At 61.6% G+C, this 21,591-nt stretch carries 17 protein-coding genes and 1 pseudogene; 4 read left to right on the top strand and 14 right to left on the bottom strand.

Annotation, left to right across the window (positions count from 1 at the left end):
* Positions 1 to 2: 2 nt before the first annotated feature.
* Complete coding sequence (locus R3O64_RS09540; RefSeq protein ID WP_143334381.1) at positions 3 to 383, top strand: phage gene 29 protein family protein; 381 nt, start codon at positions 3 to 5, stop codon at positions 381 to 383.
* Complete coding sequence (locus tag R3O64_RS09535; protein ID WP_339016774.1) at positions 376 to 3,165, top strand: hypothetical protein; 2,790 nt, start codon at positions 376 to 378, stop codon at positions 3,163 to 3,165. Before R3O64_RS09540 ends, R3O64_RS09535 begins: the two co-directional genes overlap by 8 nt.
* Here R3O64_RS09535 and R3O64_RS09530 read toward each other — a convergent pair.
* Together R3O64_RS09530 and R3O64_RS09525 are read right to left on the bottom strand one after the other, a co-directional pair.
* Positions 3,162 to 4,601 (bottom strand): recombinase family protein, encoded by a 1,440-nt coding sequence (locus tag R3O64_RS09530; protein ID WP_339016773.1) that lies wholly within the window; start codon positions 4,599 to 4,601, stop codon positions 3,162 to 3,164. The genes R3O64_RS09535 and R3O64_RS09530 overlap by 4 nt on opposite strands.
* A 15-nt stretch (positions 4,602 to 4,616) precedes the next feature.
* Positions 4,617 to 5,255, bottom strand: coding sequence for a PrsW family glutamic-type intramembrane protease (locus R3O64_RS09525; protein ID WP_339016772.1), 639 nt, complete (start codon positions 5,253 to 5,255; stop codon positions 4,617 to 4,619).
* 88 nt (positions 5,256 to 5,343) lie between these two features.
* Here R3O64_RS09525 and R3O64_RS09520 point away from each other — a divergent pair, with 88 nt between their 5' ends.
* Both R3O64_RS09520 and R3O64_RS09515 read left to right on the top strand, forming a co-directional pair.
* Positions 5,344 to 6,513, top strand: coding sequence for a sensor histidine kinase (locus R3O64_RS09520; RefSeq protein ID WP_250224243.1), 1,170 nt, complete (start codon positions 5,344 to 5,346; stop codon positions 6,511 to 6,513).
* Positions 6,513 to 7,160: a response regulator gene (locus R3O64_RS09515; protein WP_070519545.1), complete on the top strand. Its 648-nt coding sequence runs from the start codon at positions 6,513 to 6,515 to the stop codon at positions 7,158 to 7,160. Before R3O64_RS09520 ends, R3O64_RS09515 begins: the two co-directional genes overlap by 1 nt.
* Here R3O64_RS09515 and R3O64_RS09510 read toward each other — a convergent pair.
* The 12 genes and pseudogenes from R3O64_RS09510 to R3O64_RS09455 form a co-directional block, all read right to left on the bottom strand.
* Positions 7,157 to 7,537: a hypothetical protein gene (locus R3O64_RS09510; protein ID WP_070519547.1), complete on the bottom strand. Its 381-nt coding sequence runs from the start codon at positions 7,535 to 7,537 to the stop codon at positions 7,157 to 7,159. The two genes, R3O64_RS09515 and R3O64_RS09510, sit on opposite strands and share 4 nt — an antisense overlap.
* Positions 7,538 to 9,258, bottom strand: a pseudogene (locus tag R3O64_RS09505) (BCCT family transporter).
* A gap of 300 nt (positions 9,259 to 9,558) precedes the next feature.
* Entirely contained in the window at positions 9,559 to 11,196 is a 1,638-nt protein-coding gene (locus tag R3O64_RS09500; protein WP_339016771.1) for an FUSC family protein, read from the bottom strand.
* Positions 11,168 to 12,388, bottom strand: coding sequence for an ATP-binding cassette domain-containing protein (locus R3O64_RS09495; protein WP_339016770.1), 1,221 nt, complete (start codon positions 12,386 to 12,388; stop codon positions 11,168 to 11,170). Before R3O64_RS09495 ends, R3O64_RS09500 begins: the two co-directional genes overlap by 29 nt.
* Complete coding sequence (locus tag R3O64_RS09490) at positions 12,372 to 13,130, bottom strand: ABC transporter permease (protein WP_070624524.1); 759 nt, start codon at positions 13,128 to 13,130, stop codon at positions 12,372 to 12,374. The genes R3O64_RS09495 and R3O64_RS09490 overlap by 17 nt, the downstream gene beginning before the upstream one ends.
* A complete protein-coding gene (locus tag R3O64_RS09485) occupies positions 13,127 to 14,032 on the bottom strand; it encodes an ABC transporter permease (protein ID WP_339016769.1) in 906 nt (301 codons plus the stop codon). Before R3O64_RS09485 ends, R3O64_RS09490 begins: the two co-directional genes overlap by 4 nt.
* Positions 14,029 to 15,447 (bottom strand): ABC transporter substrate-binding protein, encoded by a 1,419-nt coding sequence (locus R3O64_RS09480; protein ID WP_339016768.1) that lies wholly within the window; start codon positions 15,445 to 15,447, stop codon positions 14,029 to 14,031. The genes R3O64_RS09485 and R3O64_RS09480 overlap by 4 nt, the downstream gene beginning before the upstream one ends.
* Entirely contained in the window at positions 15,444 to 16,199 is a 756-nt protein-coding gene (locus R3O64_RS09475; protein WP_070564718.1) for a GntR family transcriptional regulator, read from the bottom strand. Before R3O64_RS09475 ends, R3O64_RS09480 begins: the two co-directional genes overlap by 4 nt.
* Positions 16,200 to 16,276: 77 nt before the next feature.
* A complete protein-coding gene (locus R3O64_RS09470) occupies positions 16,277 to 17,257 on the bottom strand; it encodes an LLM class flavin-dependent oxidoreductase (RefSeq protein ID WP_193634066.1) in 981 nt (326 codons plus the stop codon).
* A 3-nt stretch (positions 17,258 to 17,260) separates the two neighbouring features.
* Positions 17,261 to 18,601 carry a branched-chain amino acid transport system II carrier protein gene (gene brnQ, locus R3O64_RS09465; RefSeq protein WP_339016767.1) on the bottom strand — a complete coding sequence of 447 codons (1,341 nt, stop codon included), beginning with the start codon at positions 18,599 to 18,601 and terminating at the stop codon, positions 17,261 to 17,263.
* A gap of 38 nt (positions 18,602 to 18,639) precedes the next feature.
* Complete coding sequence (locus R3O64_RS09460) at positions 18,640 to 19,737, bottom strand: MalY/PatB family protein (RefSeq protein ID WP_339016766.1); 1,098 nt, start codon at positions 19,735 to 19,737, stop codon at positions 18,640 to 18,642.
* A gap of 10 nt (positions 19,738 to 19,747) precedes the next feature.
* Positions 19,748 to 21,580, bottom strand: a complete 1,833-nt coding sequence (locus R3O64_RS09455; RefSeq protein WP_339016765.1) for an ABC transporter ATP-binding protein — start codon at positions 21,578 to 21,580, stop codon at positions 19,748 to 19,750.
* Positions 21,581 to 21,591 lie beyond the last annotated feature (11 nt).

Here is a 21,591-nt window from a genome sequence, read left to right as displayed (position 1 = left end):
TCATGGCATGGCCTACTCAGGGACAAACGAACTACGACGACCCTCAACAAAGATTCGTGTGGGCTCTTCGGGGGATGCGGTTTAATGGTTCTCCGGTGATTCTTCCGGAGCCTGTGGCTAAGGAGCTTTCGGAGCATCTTTCACGGTGTGGTTTTATCCACATCGACCAGGTTGCTGTGTGTCCTGTTGATGAGAATCCGTTGAGGCATCTTCCGGCTCAGGAGATTCATTTCCAGCCTCCGCTAGAGGGGCAGGACCACGCTATGAATACCTCTGGTGAGTGGGTTGATGTTGAGACCCCGATTGTTACCGAGTCTGGTATGAGCCTGGGGGAGAAGCAGGAGTTGATTAGGCAGTTCAGAGAGGAGGGTCTCCTTGACTAGTCCGTTTACTAAGCCTGGTGCTACTCAGGATAAGTATCAGGATGTTTATTCTAAGGGAGGCACCTACGGCTCTGACCTCCGCTCGGAGGCTGATGTTCGTCGTCTTCTGAAGACCGAGATTCGTAGTCCTTTTGCTAAGGCGGTTCAGGATGTTGTTAACGCCGTAGAGGGTGTTGTCGGCGACATCGCTAGTGCTATTCGTGGCGAGGGCGCTAGGTACGAGGTTATCAACGTAGCGGTTACCGAACGACTAGGGCCGATTAACACGTTGATTACTCAGACCGGCGCTCGTCACAAAGAGCTCGCGGACAAGGTTGACCGGAGCATCGAGAAGCAGGCTGGTATTAACCAGGAGCAGGCTAAGACGATTAAGGAGGCTGGCGATGCTGTCCAGGCTCTGAAGGATTACAAGGCCGAGGTTCAGGCTAAGGTCCAGTCGAGTATCGATACTGCTAAGTCTGCTACCAGTGAGGCTGCTGCTCTTCGTAGCGAGCTTACGAAGCTGTCTAACGGATTGGATGCTCGTATCGAGCAGTCTAAGGCCGCTAAGGACCTTCAGAATAAGTTTGACAGGCTCAACAACGAGTTCGGGTCCAGGGTTGATTCTGCGATTAGCGGCTCTGCCAAGGTGAGGGAGCTGTCTGAGCAATCGAAGGTGACGCTGGATGCGTTGATGAATCCGATCGATGTCGGTACTTCGTTGGTTACGGTGAATCCGGTTACCAAGGTTCCTTATTGGGCAGAGGGGGCTACAGAGAATACTAAGCTAACGTCCCCTGTCGAAGGAGCTAAGATATACACTCATCCTGCAATCTCTAACACGTACGGAGGTATGGTTACAGTAGACCCTCGGCTCGAGTACGAGGCATCGTTCTGGTTGCATATTGATACCAAGAATGTTCGTACGGTTATCGAGTTCCGAGGCCAGGACGGCGGGCACGCGGTAAAGAGTGTTTCATCCTTCGATGATTCGCAGGCTAAGTATTCTAGCGTTAACTACATCTGGTGGTCCCCTCCGAACATGGAGCCCGGTTGGCACTATATTCACCAGCGATTCCGCCTGAACGATAACGTATCTCAGGCTAAGCTAGCTAACATTTATTGGGTCCACGGGGGCGGTGCGTCTGGCAATGCTAGTATCTGCGACCTTAGAATCTCCCCGCTGATTCCTACGCAAGCCAGTGTGGATGCTGCCCAGAATAAGGCCATCGAAGCCCTGGAGAAGGCAACGGCTACCCATACTTTGTCTCTTGCTAATCAGAAGCAGATTAACGAAGAGTCAGCTAAGTGGAGGGTTGAGACCGAGGACTGGAAGGCTAAGAAGGACCAGTTCCAGAAGACTACGGAGCAGTTCCAGAAGACTCAGGCTAAGGTTGAGGAGCTTCAGACTAAGACAGATGATGCTCAGAACAAGGCCCTAGAGCTTCTAAACAAGCCCGAGCTTAACGGTTCCTTGGTTCCGATGGTTCCTAATGGCGGCAGATTCAGTTGGCTCGGTAAATATGATTGGGTTCCTGAGTACACTACGTTCTCGCACTCACGGCAGTTCGGAGACTCTATCAGCCTGCAAGCAACGGGTAGGGAGAATACCAACATCCGAGGCGCTGCTGTGGATGCGATTCCCGGAGGGACGTACAAGGTTGAATTTACCGCCTATGCGAGCGTGGACGACTCCAGTATTTTTCTGGAGCTAAGAAACGATGCAGATCTGTCTCACGCAATTAAAAGCTCGACTCCGTTTCTTATTGAGGGAGATTCTTCTAAGAAAGAATACCCGTCATGGGGAGGTTATCTTCTTGGAGACGTAAGGCTCAAGAAAGGGCTGTATACCTATACTGGGTATATAACCCTTAAAGATGATGTGAGCAAGGTGAGGCTGTATACCTTGTATTGGAATCACCCTAACGGCACAGCTACGGGGACTCAGCGCCTTGATAGCCTCAAGGTCTATCGTCATGTCCCTTCTCAGGCAGAGGTGGACGAGCTCCAGAACAAGGCGCTGGAGCAGTCGGAGAAGTTCCAGATTGAGCAGGAGAGAATCAACCGTCTTGTTCAGACTCAGCTCTGGGACCACCAGGATACGATGGAGTTCCTGGATATTCGTGCTCCTAAGACCTACGGGTACGAGGTAGCGGCTAACATCTGGACGGTCAAGGCCAACCCGTATCAGTCTGTGTTGCCAGCAAAGGTCAATACGGGAAATAGTCCGTTTATTACCGTTCTAGTGACGGCAGATGATAAGCCTAGGACTTGCTACATTGTCTGCAAAGGAAAATGGTTTGGCTCATTCGAAGTCCGTATCAACTGGACCAACGGCGCGGTTGATGTATGGAACAACCAGATTGACCCCTGGGGTGCACGTGTCTTCAAGTACTACGGAGGTAACTCGGTTATCGGTATCAGGAACATCTCCGTCACAGTTACTCCCGAAAGCCTTCGCCGTGAGATGAAGGTGTCCCTAGGCTCTAGGAGTATCGAGGATAGAAGGTCTGTCTCAGGAGATACCAGTTTGCTAAGAGGAGCACTTGGTAAGAGAGAGTTCAGGGTGTCAGCCCCGGTTATGTGTGATGAAGGAGTCGAGTACCTAAGCGATGAGGGTACTTGGGTAGGAGCTCCTGCGTTCATTACTATCCCCAGGAAGGTGATTAGGATTACCCAACCTAGTAAGGTGCACACCTTCAGCGAGGGATGGGGAACCTATAACGCTTGGGATAAACCCAAAGGTAACGATTATGATACGCATAACTCCAGTACCCGTGTTATTTCTAACTCGGTAGGCTAGTCGTTCTCCAACCTCTCCCTAAGCTGTTGGGGTATGCAGAACTCTGTCTCAAGGATTCCTTGAGTAGTCCGGGAGCCCTTGGTGAGCTGTCGTACCCTGACACTAACCTCGTGCCTGAGCATGAACAGGCGTTTGCCTTCTTCGTCCAGCTCGTTCCACTCGTCGATGTACCTGCGTCCTGTGGAAACCCATTCCCGAGTAGTCTTCTCGGGGATGGACTCGAGGTTCTTGATTTTCTCACCAATCTGGTTTAGCTGCTGGTACAGTACACGCCTAGCGTTCTCGTTAGGGGCTGTGCCGATGTAGCTGGAGAGTTCTTCGTAGGCTTGGTTAGCTTCCGCTAGCTCCTCTGCTGTGTCTCGTCCCGCGATGATTCGGCGTTCCATAATCTCGTGGTCCCCGAGCTCTTGCTCGAATAACTCGTACACTCGCTGCTTCACCGGCGCACCGGAGACAGCGTGAGGTAGGTGTTCTTGAGGGCAGTAGTACGACTCGTTGGCCTTTCCTGTGGATAGTTTCTGGCGTTTGATATGCATGTTCTGTCCACAATCCCAGCACTTCAGGATTCCTAGCAGGGGAGAGGTTTTCCCTCCTGTCTGCTTGCTACTCCGAGAGCGAAGGAGCTCTTGGATTCTGTTAAAGTCCTCGGCACTAATGCTTGGTTCGCACCTCTCTACGGGGTTACCTACAGCGTCCAGGACAAGGGAGTTATCGTGCATGGTCCAGCCTAGATAGGCTTTGTTCCTGAGCAGGTGACTAACCGTTTCTCCTTTCCACCCTTTAGTCTTCTTTCCCCACCGTGATTCTGACCCGGTGGGGATTTTTTCGTTGTTAAGCCAGTTTGCGATAGCCGAAGATGAAACACCATCCAGGGCCATCTTGAAAATCTTCTGGATAACCTTTTGCTCTTCCGGATTCTTCTCTAGTTTCCATTCACCACCTAGTTTTACAGGCTGGTACCCGTACGGTGGTCTGCCTCCGAACCAGCGGCCTTGCTCGCGCATCTTCTTTTTAGAGGCCTTGGTACGCTCCCTGATAGCCTCGAGCTCTCCTTCGGCAACACCGGCGATGACACTAGCTACCATTCGACCGACCCAGGTTCCTAGGTCGATGTTCTCGCTGATACTCACCAGAGTCTTTTCGTTCTCGATAATCCAGGCAAACAGTTTGTGGGTGTTAATCGAGTTACGAGCCAGCCTGTCCAGCTTCCAGGCGACGAGAATATCCCACTCCTCGCTGAGTGGTTCTTTGAGATACGGTCCTAGTCCCGGAGCATCGAAAGGGGAGATGCTACCTGATACGTCGATGTCCTCGGCCCAGGCTACAATCTCGTGGTCGTGGTCTCGAGCCCAGTTCTCGATGAGCTCTCGCTGCCTCTCGATACTGGTTGATTCTTCTGTGCTACGGCTGATTCTGGTTCGTGCAAGTACCCTCATGTAACTAATTCTACATTAACCAATGTTCGAGGGGCCGAAATTAGCCGTGAAGTGCACCGCCATGGCGATGAGCAACCAGCGCACCGGTTGCCGGCGGGAGAGCCCGTAAGCCGCGATTGAGGTGAAGAAGGAATGCATGAGTGGGTTCGCGATGAATCGGGCAAGGAGCCCCAGAAGCGTTCCCTTGAGATCAGAATCGAGGTTCTCCAGTGTCATGTTGGCGTAGTAGATGGCGTTCTCGGTCACGCTAAAGCCCATGCCCACGGCCACGCCGACGAAGACGTAGTCCGCCCAGTGGCGGGGCCGGATGACGCAGGTGCAGATGAAGACGACGCCGAGGAATTTAAGGACTTCCTCGTTAAGCGGGGCGATTCCAGCGATGACCAGCCAGTCTGGGGCCGTACGGATGAGGAGGTGGTTCATGTGCTCGTTGAGCTGGCCGGCGACAGTGGAGACCGCAATACCCCACACCACCCCGTGCGCAATGCCGGGGTGCTTGCGCAGAATCAGCAGCGTGAGGCCTAGTGCAACAGCGGCGTAGGCCACCGCGGCGAGCGCACTTGTGGGCACGAAAGCGCCGTGGGAGAAATCATAAGCGACGTACACCAGCCCAGCGGCGGTGAGCAGTTCGTACAAAGTCTGTGTTCTTCTCATGCGCTTTAGGCTATGAACTGGAGCTGGGGTGCCGGTATCCTCCGCAGGGAGGATTTTCCGGAACGCAGGGAGAACTATCGTGGCAACCATGACGAGAAAGACGCGACCACTGTGGATCACGGTGCTGCTCATTCTGCTCTGCGTGGTGGCGGATTTGGCGGCATGGATCCCCCATATCGAAAACTTCGAGGGGACGGATCAGGAAGCCCTTGTTTTGGGCTTGATGGGTCTATTTAGCTTCGCCACGTGGATTCTGCTGCCCTTCGCCCTGCACCACTCACGGCGGGAGCGCAACATCCACGAGGAGTACCCCGGCCACCCGGTGGTGCTGATTGCGGCTCTGCTCGTCCTGGTACTAGGCGGGTTTCGCCCACTGTCGCTGTCAGTGCTGGTGGTGTTGATTTCAATCATCTCGCGCGGCCGACTGCGGTGGTCCCTGGCGGGGACGGCGGTCTTCGTGGCCTCGTGTGTGACCATTATCTCTGTGCCTTACATTCGGATGAACATCTTCGATCCCTTTGGTTACGTGTTCTATGGAAGCCTCTTTCTCATCGTTGCTTGGATTACGGGCTCGGTGCGCGCGCAGCGCCGCCAGCGCGAGGTCACGCTGGTGAGCCTGGCGGAGCTCAACGAGGATCAGCTGCGCTCGCGCGAGGAGCGCGCCCGCCTGGAGGAACGCAACCGCATTGCCCGCGATATCCACGATTCCCTTTCGCACCGGCTCAGCCTTATTTCCGTGTACGCGGGAGGCTTGAGCTACCGCAAGGACGCCGACCCGGAGCGGGTCGCCGAGGCGGCAGACACCATCCAATCGGAGGCCAAGGCCGCCGTGGAGGACCTGCGCGGGGTGATCAAGGCGCTGCGCGTGGATGACCGGGTGGATCCGCGCGCGAGCATCGAGGAGCACATCGGGCGCGCACGCGCGGCGGGGACGAAGGTGCGCTACGTCAAGGGAGACGTCGATAAGCTGAGCACACTAGCCGCCCACACACTGGGCCGCGCCGTGCAGGAGGGGCTGACCAACGCGCGCAAGTATGCGCCGGGGAAGAAGGTGACGCTCACCGTGGAGAACGAGGAAGATAAGGTGCGGGTGACCATGCAGAACAAGAAAGTAGCGGAGCAGCCAGAGTCCGGTGGCGGCAACGGCTTGTTGGGCCTGGAGGAACGCGCCCGGCTGGCGGGAGGCACCTTCACAGTGCTTGACGATGCCTCCACCTTCACCTGGGTCCTCGAACTCCCTGAGGAGGCACGCGCGTAATGATTTCAGTGGTATTAGTCGATGACGAGCAGGCGCTGCGCCGCGGCATTCGGTTCATCCTGGAGGGCGCGCCGGACATTGAGGTGGTGGCCGAGGCCAGCAATGGGCGCGATGGCGTGGCCCGCGTGCTGGACCTGCAACCGGACGTCGTCTTCATGGACATCCGCATGCCCGTCATGGATGGCATCGAGGCGGCCGGGAAACTGCGCGCGAGCGCGCCGGATATCCCGGTGGTCATGCTCACCGCCTTCGATACGGATGAGTTCATCGTGGATGCGCTGCACGCCGGCGCGATGGGCTTTCTGCTCAAGACCATCGAGCCGGAGGGCCTGGTCTCGGCGGTGCGGGCCGCCGCCACGGGGCAGCAGCTGCTGAGCCCGAAGGCCCTGAAGAATCTGCTGGCGCTCAAGCACCCCGAGCCCGCGCCGGCAGAGACAAAGGCGCCTGGGCCCCGCCCGCTGGAGGGCTTAAGCCAGCGCGAGAACGAGGTGGCGCAGCTGGTGGCCCAGGGCCTGGACAACCAGGAAATCGCCGAGCAGCTCTACGTCTCCGTGACCACGGTGAAGACCCACATCAAGCACATCCTGGACAAGCTGGGCGGCACCAACCGGGTGCACATCGCGATTGCGGTGTTGGAAGCGCGCTAGCGCCGGCGGATAAACGCGGAGGCGAGGCCGAGCAGCGCGATGACGATCACGATGATGGACGCCGCCGGCCAGTACTGGGGGTAGTACTTCAGCGCGTAGCCGAAGACCTGGCTGTCGTTGAACTGGCGGGCAAGTGCAATGGGCATCCACCACAACTTTGTGAGAGTGAGGACCGCGCCGAGCAGGCCAGCGATGATGCGGCGACTGCCGCGCAGAAAGAAGCTGGCTGCCACGAGGAGCATGCCGGCGATGGTGAGAGCGAATAGCAGGGGAGTTACCGCAGCGAATGGGGAGCCGTTGATGAGGAACTCGTGGTCAATTTCGTGCTGCTCGATGAGGGTATAGCCCTCAAGGACGACGTCGTCCGGTATTCCCATTTACTTCTCCTTCTGCTCAGTGTTCGGGTCGTAGCCGTCGGCCCAGGTATCGGTGTCGAAGTCGTAGTCTACGTTCTCGCCCTTTTCATCGGTGCGCTGGTACCAGTCCGTGTAGCGGTGGGCGGAGGAGTCGAAGTCGGAGCCTGCACCGCGGCCTTCGTCGGCATGCTCGACGGTGAGCTCGAAGTCATCGCCGTGCTCCTCGATGCCTCGCACGACGGCGTTTTCCACCGCGGCGCGCGCGTAGGCGCGGCGGATGAACATCGGGTCGGAGCGCAGATCTTTGATGAAGGCCACCATCATGACGAGCAGCACGATGCAGAAAGGCAGCGCTGAGAGGATGGTGAGGTTCTGCAAGCCGGTGAGTACGTCCTCGCCGCCGGTCAGCAGCATGACGATGGCGATGCCCATCATGCACAGTCCCCAGAAGATGACGATGAACTTGTTGGGGGCGGGGTCGCCCTTGGAGGACATGGTGCCCATGATGACCGACGCTGAATCGGCCGAGGTGATGAAGAAGACCGCTAGGACCACGATCAGGATGAAGGGCGTGATGCTGCTCAGCGGCAGATTATCGAACATGGCGAAGAGCACCTGCTCGCCGGAGGCAGAGCCATCAAAGTTCGGTAGTTCCTCGCGCTGGAAGGTGATGGCCGTGCCGCCGAAGATGGTGAAGGCCAAAATGAGGATGAGGGAGGGCGCGAAGACGGTGACGGCGGTGAATTCGCGCAGCGTGCGGCCACGGGAAATGCGGGCGACGAACATGCCGACGAAGGGCGTCCACGCGATCCACCATGCCCAGTAGAAGGCGGTCCAGTAGGACTGGAATTCGATGGTTTCATCGCCCCAGGACAGGCCCTTGGCCATCATGGGCAAAAGCTGGTCGATGTAGGTGACGATGCCGGAGGGCACGAGGTTGAGCAAAAGCAAGGTCGGGCCGGTGAAGAAAACAAAGATGACCAGGCCGAGCGTGAGCGTGATGTTGAAGTTGGACAGGTAGCGCACGCCGCGGGAAACACCAGAGACCGCAGAGATGATGAACCCGCACCCCAGTACGGCGATGATCGCGATGAGCACAGCATTGGTCAACGGACCTGCGCCGCGGATGATGGACACTCCTTGGCCAATCTGGATGGCGGAAAGCCCCAGCGTGGCGGCGGTGCCGAAGAGTGTGGCGACGAGTGCGAGGATGTCGATAAGCTTGCCCAGCGGCCCATCGGTATCGCGGGAGCCAAACAGGGGCTTGAAAATCGAGGACACCAGCGGAACGCGGCCGCGGCGGTAGGAAGAGTAGGCGATCGCGCCGCCGACGAGGGCATAGGCCGCCCAGGGCGAGACACCCCAGTGGTAGTGCGCCTGGGCCATTGCTTGGTGGAGGGCTTCGACGCTGTTGCCGTCGACAGTGTGGGGAGGCGGGGTGATGTAGTGCGACAGCGGCTCCGAAGGACCGTAGAAGAAGATGCCAACGCCGATGCCGGCACCGAACATCATGGCCACCCAGCTGAACCAGCCGAACTCGGGTTCCTCGTCATCCGTGCCGAGCTTGATGCGGCCCAGGAAAAGGCCGCGGAGGAGGCGGCGGAGACGGACTCCGGTGAGGTGATGCCCCAGATGATGAAGGCTACGACGAACGTAGCCGTGCTGAAGAAGGTGACCTTGTCCAGCGTGAAAGCATTGCGTTGGTCTTCCACACCGATTCCGGGAACCAAGCCCGGGTGCATGTTGTGGGGATAGATGCCAACGGGTGGACCGGTAGATTTTCGAGTGTTCACGTCAACAATTATCGCAGGTGCGCGAAATGACAGCGATGTGAGCTAGGATGAAGGCACTTATTTCTGCGTCGATTGGAATGCCATGTCGCTGCCTAATTTTGATGAGAATGTCCGTGAGCTGGAGGAAGCCTTTGCCCTCTTCGAGCTCGTGGAGGAACACGTCCTCGATCCGAACCTGTTGTTCACGGTGAAATAATCCGCCTCTTCTGTGCGCCCGCGAGTACTCCGCGGCGGGTGCGCACTATGAGGTCATTGGCGCATTTCCGCCGCGGTGATCTTTTCAATGAGCGTGTCGAGCTCCGCGCGGCTGGGCTGTGAGAGCGGGTTGACCACGCAGAAGTCGAGGAGGAAGTAACCGGCGGTTTGCAGAGCCGTGTGGCGCTGCCAGAACTGGCTGATATCGGAGTGGTTGGTGGCAAGTGATTGGATGCTGCGGCGCTCCGAGAGCAGCTCGTAGTGCAGGTCGCGGCGCTGCGCCAGCGCTTCCTCTGGGGTCTTGATAAGCAGGGAACCGAGCAAGGCTGCCATCGCCTCGAAGCAACGCGTTTGCAGGCGGTAGTGGTTGGTCATCTGGGCCCGCGGCTTCCACAGCCACAGGAAGAGCATCGCCACGACCACGGAGAGCCCAATCTCCGCCATGCGCGAGCCGATGGTGTGGGCCAAATGCTCCGAGGAGTTTCCCATCAGCAGTGCCAGCGGGGTGGAGAAGATAACGCATAGCGCGTAGTTCTTCACCACCAGAATCTCCGCGCAGAACTGGCAGAAGGCCAACGCGAGCACCAGCCCCCAGCCGTGCGGGCTGAAGGAAGCGATGAGAGCGAAGAGACACACGCCCAAGACCGATCCCAGCATGCGCTGCACGCCGCGAATCGTTCCCGGCACCCGGTCGGGGCCCCACTGCAAGACCAGGAGCACCGACACCGCGCCCCAGTCCGGGCGGTTAAGCCCCAGCGCCAAGCCGATGAACGCGGTGACCAGGCCGCCGAGCGCGATCTTTTCCGCCGTCACCACCGCGTGGGAATTGCCCACCGCAGCGCGGTAGAAGCGGTAGCGCATCGTCGGCTTGGTGTGCGGGATGGCGGTGCGGTCAGGATCGACGTAGGTGGGGGAATCAGAGAGCTGATCCGAGTTGCCGCCCACCTGCTTGTGGTGCGCCACGATGCGCTGTTGCGCGGCCAGCGCGCGGTGAACCAGCTCCGCCTGGGCGGGGCGGCGGATGCGGCGGCCGCGGATCACGCCGGCGTCGGCAAGCGCTTGCCAGGCGGTGGAGATGGCGGACTGCGCCTGGTGGTGGCGGGCCAAGAAATCGGTGTCCGAGTGAAGGAAGGCATCGGCGGCCTTCTCCAGCGCGGCCACCGCGCGCGTTTCCGGGCCGTGCGGATCCCTAAAGCGCGGCACCATGCCCAGCACGTAGCCCGCCGCCACACCGGCCAGGCTCCACGCGGCCACCTCCCACGGCGAGACCCCGCGCAGCATGGTGGAACCACCGGCCACCATCACGATGAAGAAGGAACCCGGCGGCGGCAGCCGCAGCGCATTCTGCACGAACGCGCCGGTCGTCGCCAGTGCCACCGTAAACACCGCGGACAGCGCCAGGCCATGCACGCCGACCAGGGAACCGGCCGTAGCCGCGAGTGTTAGCAGCGCGCCGGCGGTCAGGATCACGCGGCGCCGCGTGCGGTAGGGGTGCCCCTCGCCGTAGATGACGGAGAAGGCGCCGGCAGAAATGAGCAGCACCGCATCCGGGTGGCCCGTTAAAACAGCAATCCCGCCCGGGATGATGATCGCCAATGCCGCGCGCAGGGCACCGGGCCAACGGCGCGCGGAGGTGTTGAAGGCGGTAAAGAGCTGAAGGGCGTTAGGGCGTTGCGGCAGTGGGTGTTCCATATCGGGAGAACACCTTACTCGCTTCGCCGCGCTCGACCAGCCGGCCGTCCTGCAAGACCGCCACCGTGGGGCACAAGTGACGCACGACGTCGATGTCGTGGGAGACAAAAACCAGCGTCATGTCCTTGGTCACGCGCTGCAGTAGCTCCAGGACCTGGGCCCGCGATGTCGCATCCAGCGCCGAGACGGCCTCGTCCGCCAGCAGAATCTCCGGCTTGCCCACCACGGCGCGCGCCAGCGAGATGCGTTGGCGCTGCCCGCCGGAGAAGTCCCGGGGATAGCGCTCGACACCGTCGATGCCGACCTCCCGCAGCACTGCCTCGGCTTCTTCGCGCGTCCCGCCGCCCTCGGCCACGATCTTCCAGATAGGCATGCGCGGGTTGAGCGAGCCCTTAGGGTCTTGGAAGACCATGTGCACGCGCTTCTTCACCGTCACCGTTCCGGAGGTGGGTTCCGTCAGGCCCGTGAGCAGCTTGAGCAGCGTGGATTTGCCGGAACCGGAACCACCGACGATGCCGAGGCGCTCGCCCTCGCGGACGGTGAGGGAGACGTCGTCCAGCGCGGTCACCCCGCGGTAGGTCTTGGTCACGTTCTGCAGCTCGATGACGGGCTCGCCCAGGGTGGGCATGGGCGGCGGGGTGAGGTCGGGAGTGGTGAGCTCACCGATGCGCACGACGCGATCGCACACGCGCTTGACGACGTCCTGGTCATGGCTAATAAACAGCAGCGCTGTGTCTTCGCTGTCCGCGGCATCCACGATGGTGGAGAGGATTTCCTCTTGGGTGAAGGGATCGAGGGCGGTGGTCGGCTCATCGCAGATGAGCAGCTTGGGGCGGCGGGCCATGGCCATCTCGATGAGCGCGCGCTGGCGCTGCCCGCCGGAGAGCTGGTGCGGGAAGCGGTTGAAGCCGGGCACCTTCATCAGCGGGTCGAGTGCGGTCATGGGTTCTTGGAAGACCATGGCCAGCGGCAGCTTGCGCAGGTTGCGGTCGCGCATGCCCAGCAGCTCCTGGCCGTTGAACTGAATGGAGCCGGTGGCCTGCAGGTGATCAGGCAAAAGCCCCATGATGGCCAGGGCGGTCAGGGACTTGCCGCTGCCGGAATCCCCGACGAGGCCGACGCGCTCGCCGGGTGCGATGGAAAAGGAGAGGGGGCCAACGGGGCCCACGCGCAGATCAGTGACGGTCAGCATGGCTTCCTAGAAGGTTGAATCCGAGGACGGTGCCGGCGATGGCCAGCCCGGGCCACAGGGCCTGGAGGGGGTGGGTGGCCAGGAGGGGCTGGGCGTCGTGAAGCATGCGGCCCCACGAGGCGGTCGGCGGGGCAGTGCCCAGGCCGAGGTAGGACAGGCCGGCTTCGGCGAGGACGGCCAGCGCAAAGTAGACGGAGGCTTGGATGGCCACGATGCCGCCGAGGTTCGGCAGCACGTGGCGCCACGCGATGAGCGCCGGCGGCACGCGCGAGATGCGCGCGGCCGCGATATAGTCCTGCGTCATGATCTGCAGCGTGCCGGAGCGCGTGACCCGGATGAAGGAGGGGATGCCGGCGATGCCGATGGCGATGGTGGCCGTGAGCGTCGAGGAGCCCCACACCGCGCCGGCGACGATGGCCAGCAACAGCGCCGGGAAGGCGAGCAGCAGGTCGGTGGCCGCCATGATGAAACCGCCGCCGCGCATCCCGGCGACGATGCCGAGCGGCACGCCGATGAGTGCGGCGATGGCCACCGCCACGACGCCCACCAGCACGGTGACTTGAGCGCCGGCGAGGATGCGGGAGAAGGTATCGCGCCCGAAGCGGTCGGTGCCCATGAGGTGCTCCAGGCTGGGGCCGGCCAGGCGGTCGGGGGAGATGAGGTTGGGGTCATAGGGCGTCCACACTAGGGAGACCAGCGCAAGCAGGATGGTCAGGCCCACCAGGATATAGCCGGGTTTCATCGCGCCTCCTTCAGCCGCGGGTCGATGACCCTGTAGGCCAGGTCCGTGAGCAGGTTGACGGTCAGGGTGAAGGTCACGAAGACCATGATGAGGGTCTGGACGGTGGTGAGGTCGCGGGTTGAGACGGCGTCGAGAAGCAGCGAGCCCAAGCCGGGGATGACGAAGACGTTCTCGATGACCACCGCGCCCACCACCAGGGTGCTCAGCTGCACGCCGGTGACGGTGAGCACCGGCAGGGCGGCGTTGCGCAAGCCGTGGCGGATGAGCGCCCCGGTGCGGGATTCACCCAGGGAGCGGGCGGTGCGGATGTAGTCCTTGTCCATCTCCTCGCGGAGGGTGGCGCGCACGTAGCGCGTGAGCATCGCGCCTTGCACCAGCGCCAGCGAGATAGCCGGCAGGACCAGGTGGCTTAAACCCTCGCGCGGCAGCTGCCAGCCGTTGGCCGGAAGCCATCCCAGGTGCACGGAGAACACGGCGACGAGCAGAATACCGACCAGGAAGCTGGGCACCGCGATGCCCAGCTGCGTGGCGGCGTTGAGCACGGGGAGCCTAAAGCGGGCCAGCAGGATGCCCATGGGGATAGCCCCGGCCAAGGCGAGGGCGATGGCCAGCCCGATGAGCAACAGCGTGACCTGCGCGCGGTCAATCACCAGCGGGGTGATGTCCTGCTGCGAGGACAGCGAGACTCCGAAATTGCCGGTCAACAAGCCCTTCATCCACTCCAGGTATTGCACGATGAGCGGGCGGTCCAGGCCCATGGCGTGGGTCAGCTCCGCCACGGATTCATCGGTGGCGTTAACACCTAAGGCCACGCGCGCCGGGTTGCCGGGCACGGCCCGCATGAGCAGGAAGATGATGATGGAGGCGGCCCACATGGTGCCGAGGAAGCGCAGGATTCTCATCGCACACCTTTAAGCTCGATGGCATCGGTGATCTGGTTAGGCTGCAGGCCGGTTAGGCCCTCGCGGTAGAGCACGATATTGGGCATGTTCATCAAGGTCAGGGCGGGCATATCTTCCATGATCTGGTCGACCGCCCCTTTCATGTCATCCTGCTTCAACAACGTGCGGGTCTGCGGCGAATCATAGCCGATGTAATAGTCCGGGTTGCCAAAGATGGTGGGGATATCGCGCGGCTCGACGTGCGCGACGAGCGACATCTGATAATCCTTGGCCCCCATGACTTGGCTCAGCCACACGGCGGGGAACTCGGCGGTTTCCAGCGTGACCTCGAATCCCATCTCTGTCAGCTGCGAGTAGAGGAACTCGGAGAGCGTTTGCGTATAGGGCAGGCTTGGCACGGTAAGCGTGAGCGGCGTGCCCACGGCCCCGGTCTCCTCCATCAGCGCGCGGGCGCGCGCGGGGTCGTAAGGGTAGTAGTCCTTGGCGCTAAACCACGGGTCGGTCGGCGGCACCGGAGCGCCGCCGGTGTCTTTCGCGCGGCCCTCCCAGAGGATGTCGTTGGCGGCCTGGCGGTCGATGCCATAGGCCACCGCGCGGCGCACGCGGGGATCGTCGAAAGGCGCTGCCTGGTTATTCATGGACAGCAGCACCTCGCCGTTCGTGGTGCCGACTGCCGTTTCAATGGAGTCATCGAGGGTGTCGAGCAGCTCGGGGTTCTGCACGCCCCACACGGCGTCGACCCCGCCGGAGCGCAGGGCGTTGACCGCGGTGAGAGAATCCGGGAAGTAGCGGATGGTGATGTCTTCCTTCGCCGGGGTTCCCCAGTAGTCCGGGCGGGCGCGCAGCGCGATGTACTCGTTGGGGGAGAAGCCGGCGACGGCGAAGGGGCCGGTGCCCACAGCTTCGGTGGGCGTGCGCATGGCGCCGATGACGGTGCCCATGGACCACAACCAGCCGGCGGAGGGGCGGGATAGCTCGACGACGAGCGTGTGATCATCCACCGCCGTGGCGGATTCCACCACGTCCATCTGCTTCTTGAGCCCGTTTGTCCATTCCGTCTTCACAGCGTTGATAGACCACGCGGCGGTGTGCGCGGTGAAGGCCTCGCCGTTGGAGAAGGAGGCCTCGCGCAGGTGGAAGGTGTAGCGCGTGGAGTCCACCTCCCAGGATTCGGCGAGACCGGGCACAATCTCTCCCTCAGGCGAGATGCGCACCAGTGTCTCGTAGACATTGCTCATGAGCGCGGCCGGGATGGCGGCGCCGCCGACGGTGGTGAAATCCAGGGACGTCGCGGGCGTCGTCGTGGCCAGCGTCAGCGCGGAGGAATCAGAATCAACAAGCGCCGTGGAACCGGCGGAGCAGGCGCTGAGCGACGCCCCCAGCACCACCCCCAGCGCACCTAACCAGGCCTTCATCCTTCGGACAGCTTGACCTCGAGCGGGGAGGTGGTGCCACGTACGCTTGTCATGCCAAGTGTTAGGCGGTCCCCGAGGTACAGGATTTCGGTGCACTCGACGGGATGCCCGGAGTGATCCGAGATGTCGAGGTGCAGGCGCCACAGCGGGGTGGCGGGCTCGACGTTGAGGGAGCGCGCATCCTCCTCACTGGCGGAAGCCAGCGAGAGCTCGCGGTTGACGTTGTCGAATTCCACGCCTTGCTTGCGCAGGTGATCGTGGATGGACTCATTATCGGCATCGAAGTTGAGGATGTGGCTGCCCACGTCGACAGGGAAGAACATGCGCTCGATGGCGATCGGCATGCCATTGGCGCTGCGCACGCGGTGCACAAAGATAACCGGGGAGCCGGGCTCTACCCGCAGGAACTCGGCCTCCCTTTCGGTAGCGGGACAGCGGCCCAGCCACAGGGTGGAGGCGCCGGGCTCGAATCCGCGCTCGCGCAGCCAGTGCGTTACGGAGTAGATGGAGTCGAAGGACTCCGAGGTGAAACGGCCGAGAACGACAGAGCGGCGGCCGCGGCCGGAGGAGATGAGGCCTTCCGAGCGCAGCGCCGCGACGGCCTGGCGCACGGGACCGCGGGATGAGGAGAATTGCTGGCACAGCTCGGCCTCGCTGGGCAGGAAATCACCGGGGGAAAGCTTCTTGCTGCGAATGAGATTGCGCAGATAGTCAGCGATAATACTGTGCTGCTGTGTACCGCGAAGGGCCACGGTGATGCTCCTCTATGTAGAAAACGCTGTGATGGGTAGTGATGTGTTGAAGCGCGGATGCGCGAGGGCGCGTCCGCCTACAGCTGCCACGCTTGAGCCAGGTTAACCATGTTACCCAAGGCGGCCTCGTGGCTTGTGGATTGCAGGGAGATCATGAGTTCATCCGCCTGGGCCAGATTTTGGAATTCCGTGAGGTAGTCGCGCACGTGCTCGATACTGCCCACGGCGGAGTACTTCAGCATGCCGATGATCTGCTGGCCCTGCGGGGAATCGATGATGCGGGCAACGTCGGCGTCGCTGAGCTGCTTGCCACGACCTGCAAAGGCCTTGACGCGGCGGAAGCAGACCTTTTCAAATTCCTCGTCGGCGTCATCACCCGCGGTGACGTTGACACCCGCGATGACATAGGGCTCCGGGTGGGCTTCGGAAGGCTGGTAATTCTCGCGATAGTAGGCCGTGGCGGCCTCGAGGTGTTGCGGGGCAAAGTGCGAGGCGAAGGCATAGGGAAGCCCGTACTTGGCGGCGAGCGAGGCGCCGAACAGCGAGGATCCCAGGATGTAGATGGGGACGTTGGTGCCGTGGCCGGGGATGGCCTTCACACCGGGGATGAGGGACTTTCCGGAGAGGTAGCCCTGCAGCTCCTTGACGTCCTCGGGGAAGCGTTCGGCGGCGTGGCCATCGCGGCGCAGGGCGCGGCCCAAGGTCTGCATGTCGGTGCCGGGGGCGCGGCCCAGACCGAGGTCGATGCGGCCGGGGTAGAGCTCGGCGAGGGTGCCGAATTGTTCGGCGATGACATAGGGCGCGTGGTTCGGCAGCATGACGCCGCCGGAGCCCAAGCGGATGCGCTCGGTCTTCGCGCCGATGTGTGCGATGAGCACCGCCGGGGAGGAGGAAGAAATGGAGGGCATGTTGTGGTGCTCGGTGTACCACATGCGCTGAAACCCCAAAGCCTCCGCGCGTTGCGCCAGCTCGACCGACCTGGCCATGGACTGGGAGGGAGATTCCCCCGGGTAGATGGTGCAGAAATCGAGGACGGACAAAGCGGCGCGGGACGTCATGAGCTACTCACTTTTCTTCGACGAGCCTGTAGATACAACGTCGATGATAACGCCGATGGCAAATGCGAGGAGCGTGGGAACCACCCAGCCCAGGCCAACGTCTTGGCCAGGGGCGAAATCAAGCGGCGCGCCGAAGGAAGTGGCGGCGGACCACAGCACGGAAACCCACAGCGCCAAGCGGAATCCCCAGTAGAAGGTGACCCACTTCTTGACCACCGGCTGCAGGAGAGTCAGTGCAATCAGCGAGATAGCCGGCGGGTACAAGAACACGATGAAGGGCACCGCGATGGCAAGCACCGTGTCAAGGCCCTGGAAAGCGAAGGCGATGGACAGCGCGGTAAACAGGCAGGCCCACAGGTGGTAGGTGGTCTTCGGCACGAGCAGGGCGAAGAACTCCGAGGTGGCGGAAATCAGGCCCACGGCGGTGGTCATGCATGCCAGGATGACGATGGCGGAGAAGACGGCCTGGCCGATGTTGCCCATGGTGAGATTGGAGGCGTCGGCAAGCAGGGCGGCGCCGGACTCATAGGAGGCACCGTTCGGCATGGTTTGGCCGATCCACGCCAGCCCCAGGTAGATGGCGGCGAGCAGGGCGCCGGCGATGACCGCGGAGAGAATGGTTCCGCGCAGCAGCTCACTGTTCTTGGAAAAACCCTTGGAGCGCAGGGAGGTCACGATGACGATGGAGAAAGCCAGGCCCGCGATGGCGTCCATGGTGTTATAGCCCTCAAAGAGGCCGGTAACGAAGGGTGCGGAGGCATACTCTTCGGTTGGGGTGCCGGGAACGCGGGGATTCGCCACGGTAGCGAGGGTGATGAGGACCGCGAGCAGGATGACCAGCGCCGGGGTGAGGAACTTGCCCAAGGTGTCGATGATGTCATTCGGGCGCCAGGCCAAAGCCAACGCGATAAGGAAGAAGACGACGTTGAAGGCGCCGTTGGCGAAGGTCCCCTCCCAACCCAGCAGCGGGGTGATGGCGGTTTCCATGGACACCGCGCCGGTACGCGGCAGGGCGTAGAAGGCGCCGATGGCCAGGTAAGCAATGACGGAAAAGGCCACGCCGAAGATCTTGCCGCCGTGGTTTCCGATATCCCGCACGGATTGGCCGGAGATAGCCACCGCGACCACAGCCAAGACCGGCAGCGCCACGCCGGCGGCGAGGAAGCCCAAAGTGGCGGGCCAGAAGTTGGTGCCGGAGGAGACACCGACTTCCGGCGGGAAGATGAGGTTGCCCGCTCCAAAGAACATGGAGAAGAGCATGAGTGAGGCAACGATGACGATGCCGATGGGAGAACCCGTCTTCGAGGCGGACTGAGAGGGAGCCTGAGCGTCATTAATGGACATTTTTCTAAGAATAATGCCCATGACATGAGATGTAAACTCTAGCTGAAGGCCTTCTCCAGCCGATCCAGCGCTTCTTCGAGCAGCTCGCGGGAGGTGGCGAAGTTCAAACGCGCGTGGTGCTCGCCGCCCGTACCGAAGGTCACGCCCTCGTTGAGAGCCACCTTGGCATGCTCGCGCACCCACGCCGCGGGCTTCGGGTCATCACCAATAGCGGTCCCGGAAAAGTCCAACCACAGCAGGTAGGTGGCCTGCGGGTGGGAAGTCTTTAGGCCCGGCACGCGCTTGGGTAGCTCCTCCACCAGCCAGTCGCGGGTCTTCTTCAGGTACGCAATCTCCTCGTCGAGGAACTCCCCGCCGTCGCGGTAGGCGGCCTCCGCCGCCAGAACGCCCAGCGTGCCGGTGCCGTCCTTGGCCACACCGGTCAGCGAATTCCAGCGCTCCACGTCCGCGGAGTTGGAGAAGATCACCTGTGCGCACTTGAGACCCGCGGTATTCCACGCCTTGGACGTGGCGGTGACGGTGATGACGCGGTCGGACAAAGCACCCAACGGGATGTGGCGGCCCTCGTAGACCAGCGGGGCATGGATCTCATCGGAGAGGATACGGGCATCATACTTATCCGCCAGTTCCACGAGTCCCCGCAGCCAGTCCTCGTCGAAGACGATGCCCAGCGGGTTATAGGGGTGGGAGAGCAGGATGGAGCCGGCGCCGGCCTGAAAGGCGCGCTCGATATCGTCTAGCTCCAGCGAGGTCTCTATCTTTTCGCGCCCCGCGGTCTCCGGCAGCTCCAGCAGCGGCGGGTAAGACGGAACCGGTACGGCCACCGCGCCCTCAGTAAAGTACTGCACCCCGAGCAGCAGCCCGCGCACGACGTCCCCAATCCAGAAGACGTGTTCCGGGCGCCAGCCGTAGCGCGATTCATAGAAATCCGCCAGGGCCGCGTTGAGCTCGGAGGCCTTGGGGGCTGGGGTGTAGCCGAAGGATTCGGCGTCGACAGCCTCCTGTATTGCTTCCTTCACCGCGGGGGCGGTGAGGAAGTCCGATTCAGCGATCCACAGCGGAATGATGTCCTCGTCAAAGACGGTCCACTTGCGGGTACCACGGGCACTAAGTTCTTTCAGGCTAGGGAAATGCATGCGCCCCACCTTACTCGTCGTTGGGCTGCACAAATCCGTATTTTTTCAGCCGCTGGCGGTCGGCGGCGGAGGCGGATTGGGTCAAACGCAGCAGCTCGGCGTAGATGCCGCCGGACTGTGCCAGCTCGGCCGGAGAACCAATCTCGGAGATGCGGCCGTGGTCGAGGGTGATGATGGTGTCCACGTCCGCGATGGTGGACAGGCGGTGCGCGATGATGAGCGTGGTGCGGTCCTTCATGAGCTCGTCCAGACCGGCCTGGACGGCGCGCTCGGCCTTGGTGTCCAGCGCCGAGGTGGCCTCGTCGAGCACGAGGATGGGGGCGTCCTTCAGCATGGCGCGCGCCACGGCCACGCGCTGCTTCTGCCCGCCGGAGAGCTTGAGGCCGCGCTCACCGATGACGGTGTCGTAACCATCGGGGAATTCCTCGATGAAGTCGTGCGCATTGGCGCGCTTGGCGACGTCTAAGATCTCCTCCATCGTCGCCCCCGGCTTGCCATAAGCGATGTTTTCCTTGATGGTGCCGGAAAAGAGATAGGACTCCTGGAAGACCACGCCGACCGAGGCGCGCAGGCGCTCGGCGGTAAGCTCTGCGGCGTCGTGCCCGAGCACCGTCAGCTTTCCCTCCGTAGGCTGGTACAGGCCCAACAGCAGGTTGACCAAGGTGGACTTGCCGCCGCCGGACTCGCCGACAAGCGCGACCTTATGGCCCTCCTGGGCGGCGAAGGAAATACCGGCGACGACCGGCTTATCCGACTCATAGGAGAAGGACACGTCCTCGAAGGCAAAGACCGGGCCTTGCGTTGGGCGCAGCGGCTCGGCCGGGGTGAGGTCCAGCTCGGGGACGTCGGAGGCGTCAGCGGCGGCGACCAGCTGCGGGTTTACCGTCGGCTCCGGGGTCTCCTCCATGACTTTGAAATAGTCCTTGGATCCGGCGATGGCGCGCTGGCTGACATCCACGATCCAGCTCATCATGAACACCGGCTGCTTGGCCATGTTCACCAGCTGCAGGAGCATGACCATGTCACCGATGGAGAAGTGGCCCTCCAAGGTACGCCAGAAGATCAGCCCATAGATGCCTAAGAAGATCAGCGCCATGGCCGCGCCGCGCGCGGTATCCATGGAATGCCACCAGTGCGATTGCGGCTTCGTCGTATCCACCACCGTGCGGTAGCGCGAACCGAAGGAGGCCAACTCGCGGGCCTCAGCGACGAAGGACTTGGTCACCTTCACCTGGCCGATGACCTCCGCGAAGCGCCCATTGGCCACGTCGATGTTTTCGTTCTTGATCCCCTCATACTTCTGCCAGCGCTCCGAGGTCAGCGCGGTGAGCCACATATAGATGGGGAAGAGCGCTGCCAGCAAGATGGCCAGCGGCCAGTAGTACACCGCGGTGATGACCAACACCGCCGCGGCCTGGATCAGCATGACGAAGAAGTTATTGGAGAAGGACTGCAGGAACTGCGTGATATTCGCAATCGAGCGGTCCAAGCGCGCAATGATGGTGCCGGTGACCTGGTTGTCGTAATAACCCTGCGGCACGGAGAGCAGCTTGGCAAAGTAGCGCGTGGACAGAATCTGGCGCAGGCGCGCCACCATGACATCGCCGATATAGCCGCCGATGTTTTTCACCACGTTGCCCAGCGCATCCGCCACAAAGAGCGCCACGACCCACCAGAGGATGGTACGCAGCGGGCCTCCTGCGACGACGGTGTCGGTGGCCTCGCGGAGGATGAAGGGCGTCAGCAGCGAGAGAATCGCGGTGACTGACGCGGTGATTAGGACGCCGAGATAGAACGGCCACAGCGCAGAAGCGCTGCGGACGATGCGGAGAATAGAGTTCATCGTCGGCCGAT

Source organism: Corynebacterium hesseae, assembly GCF_037850265.1.
GTDB lineage: Bacteria > Actinomycetota > Actinomycetes > Mycobacteriales > Mycobacteriaceae > Corynebacterium > Corynebacterium hesseae.
This window is presented reverse-complemented; position numbering and strand designations above follow the sequence as displayed.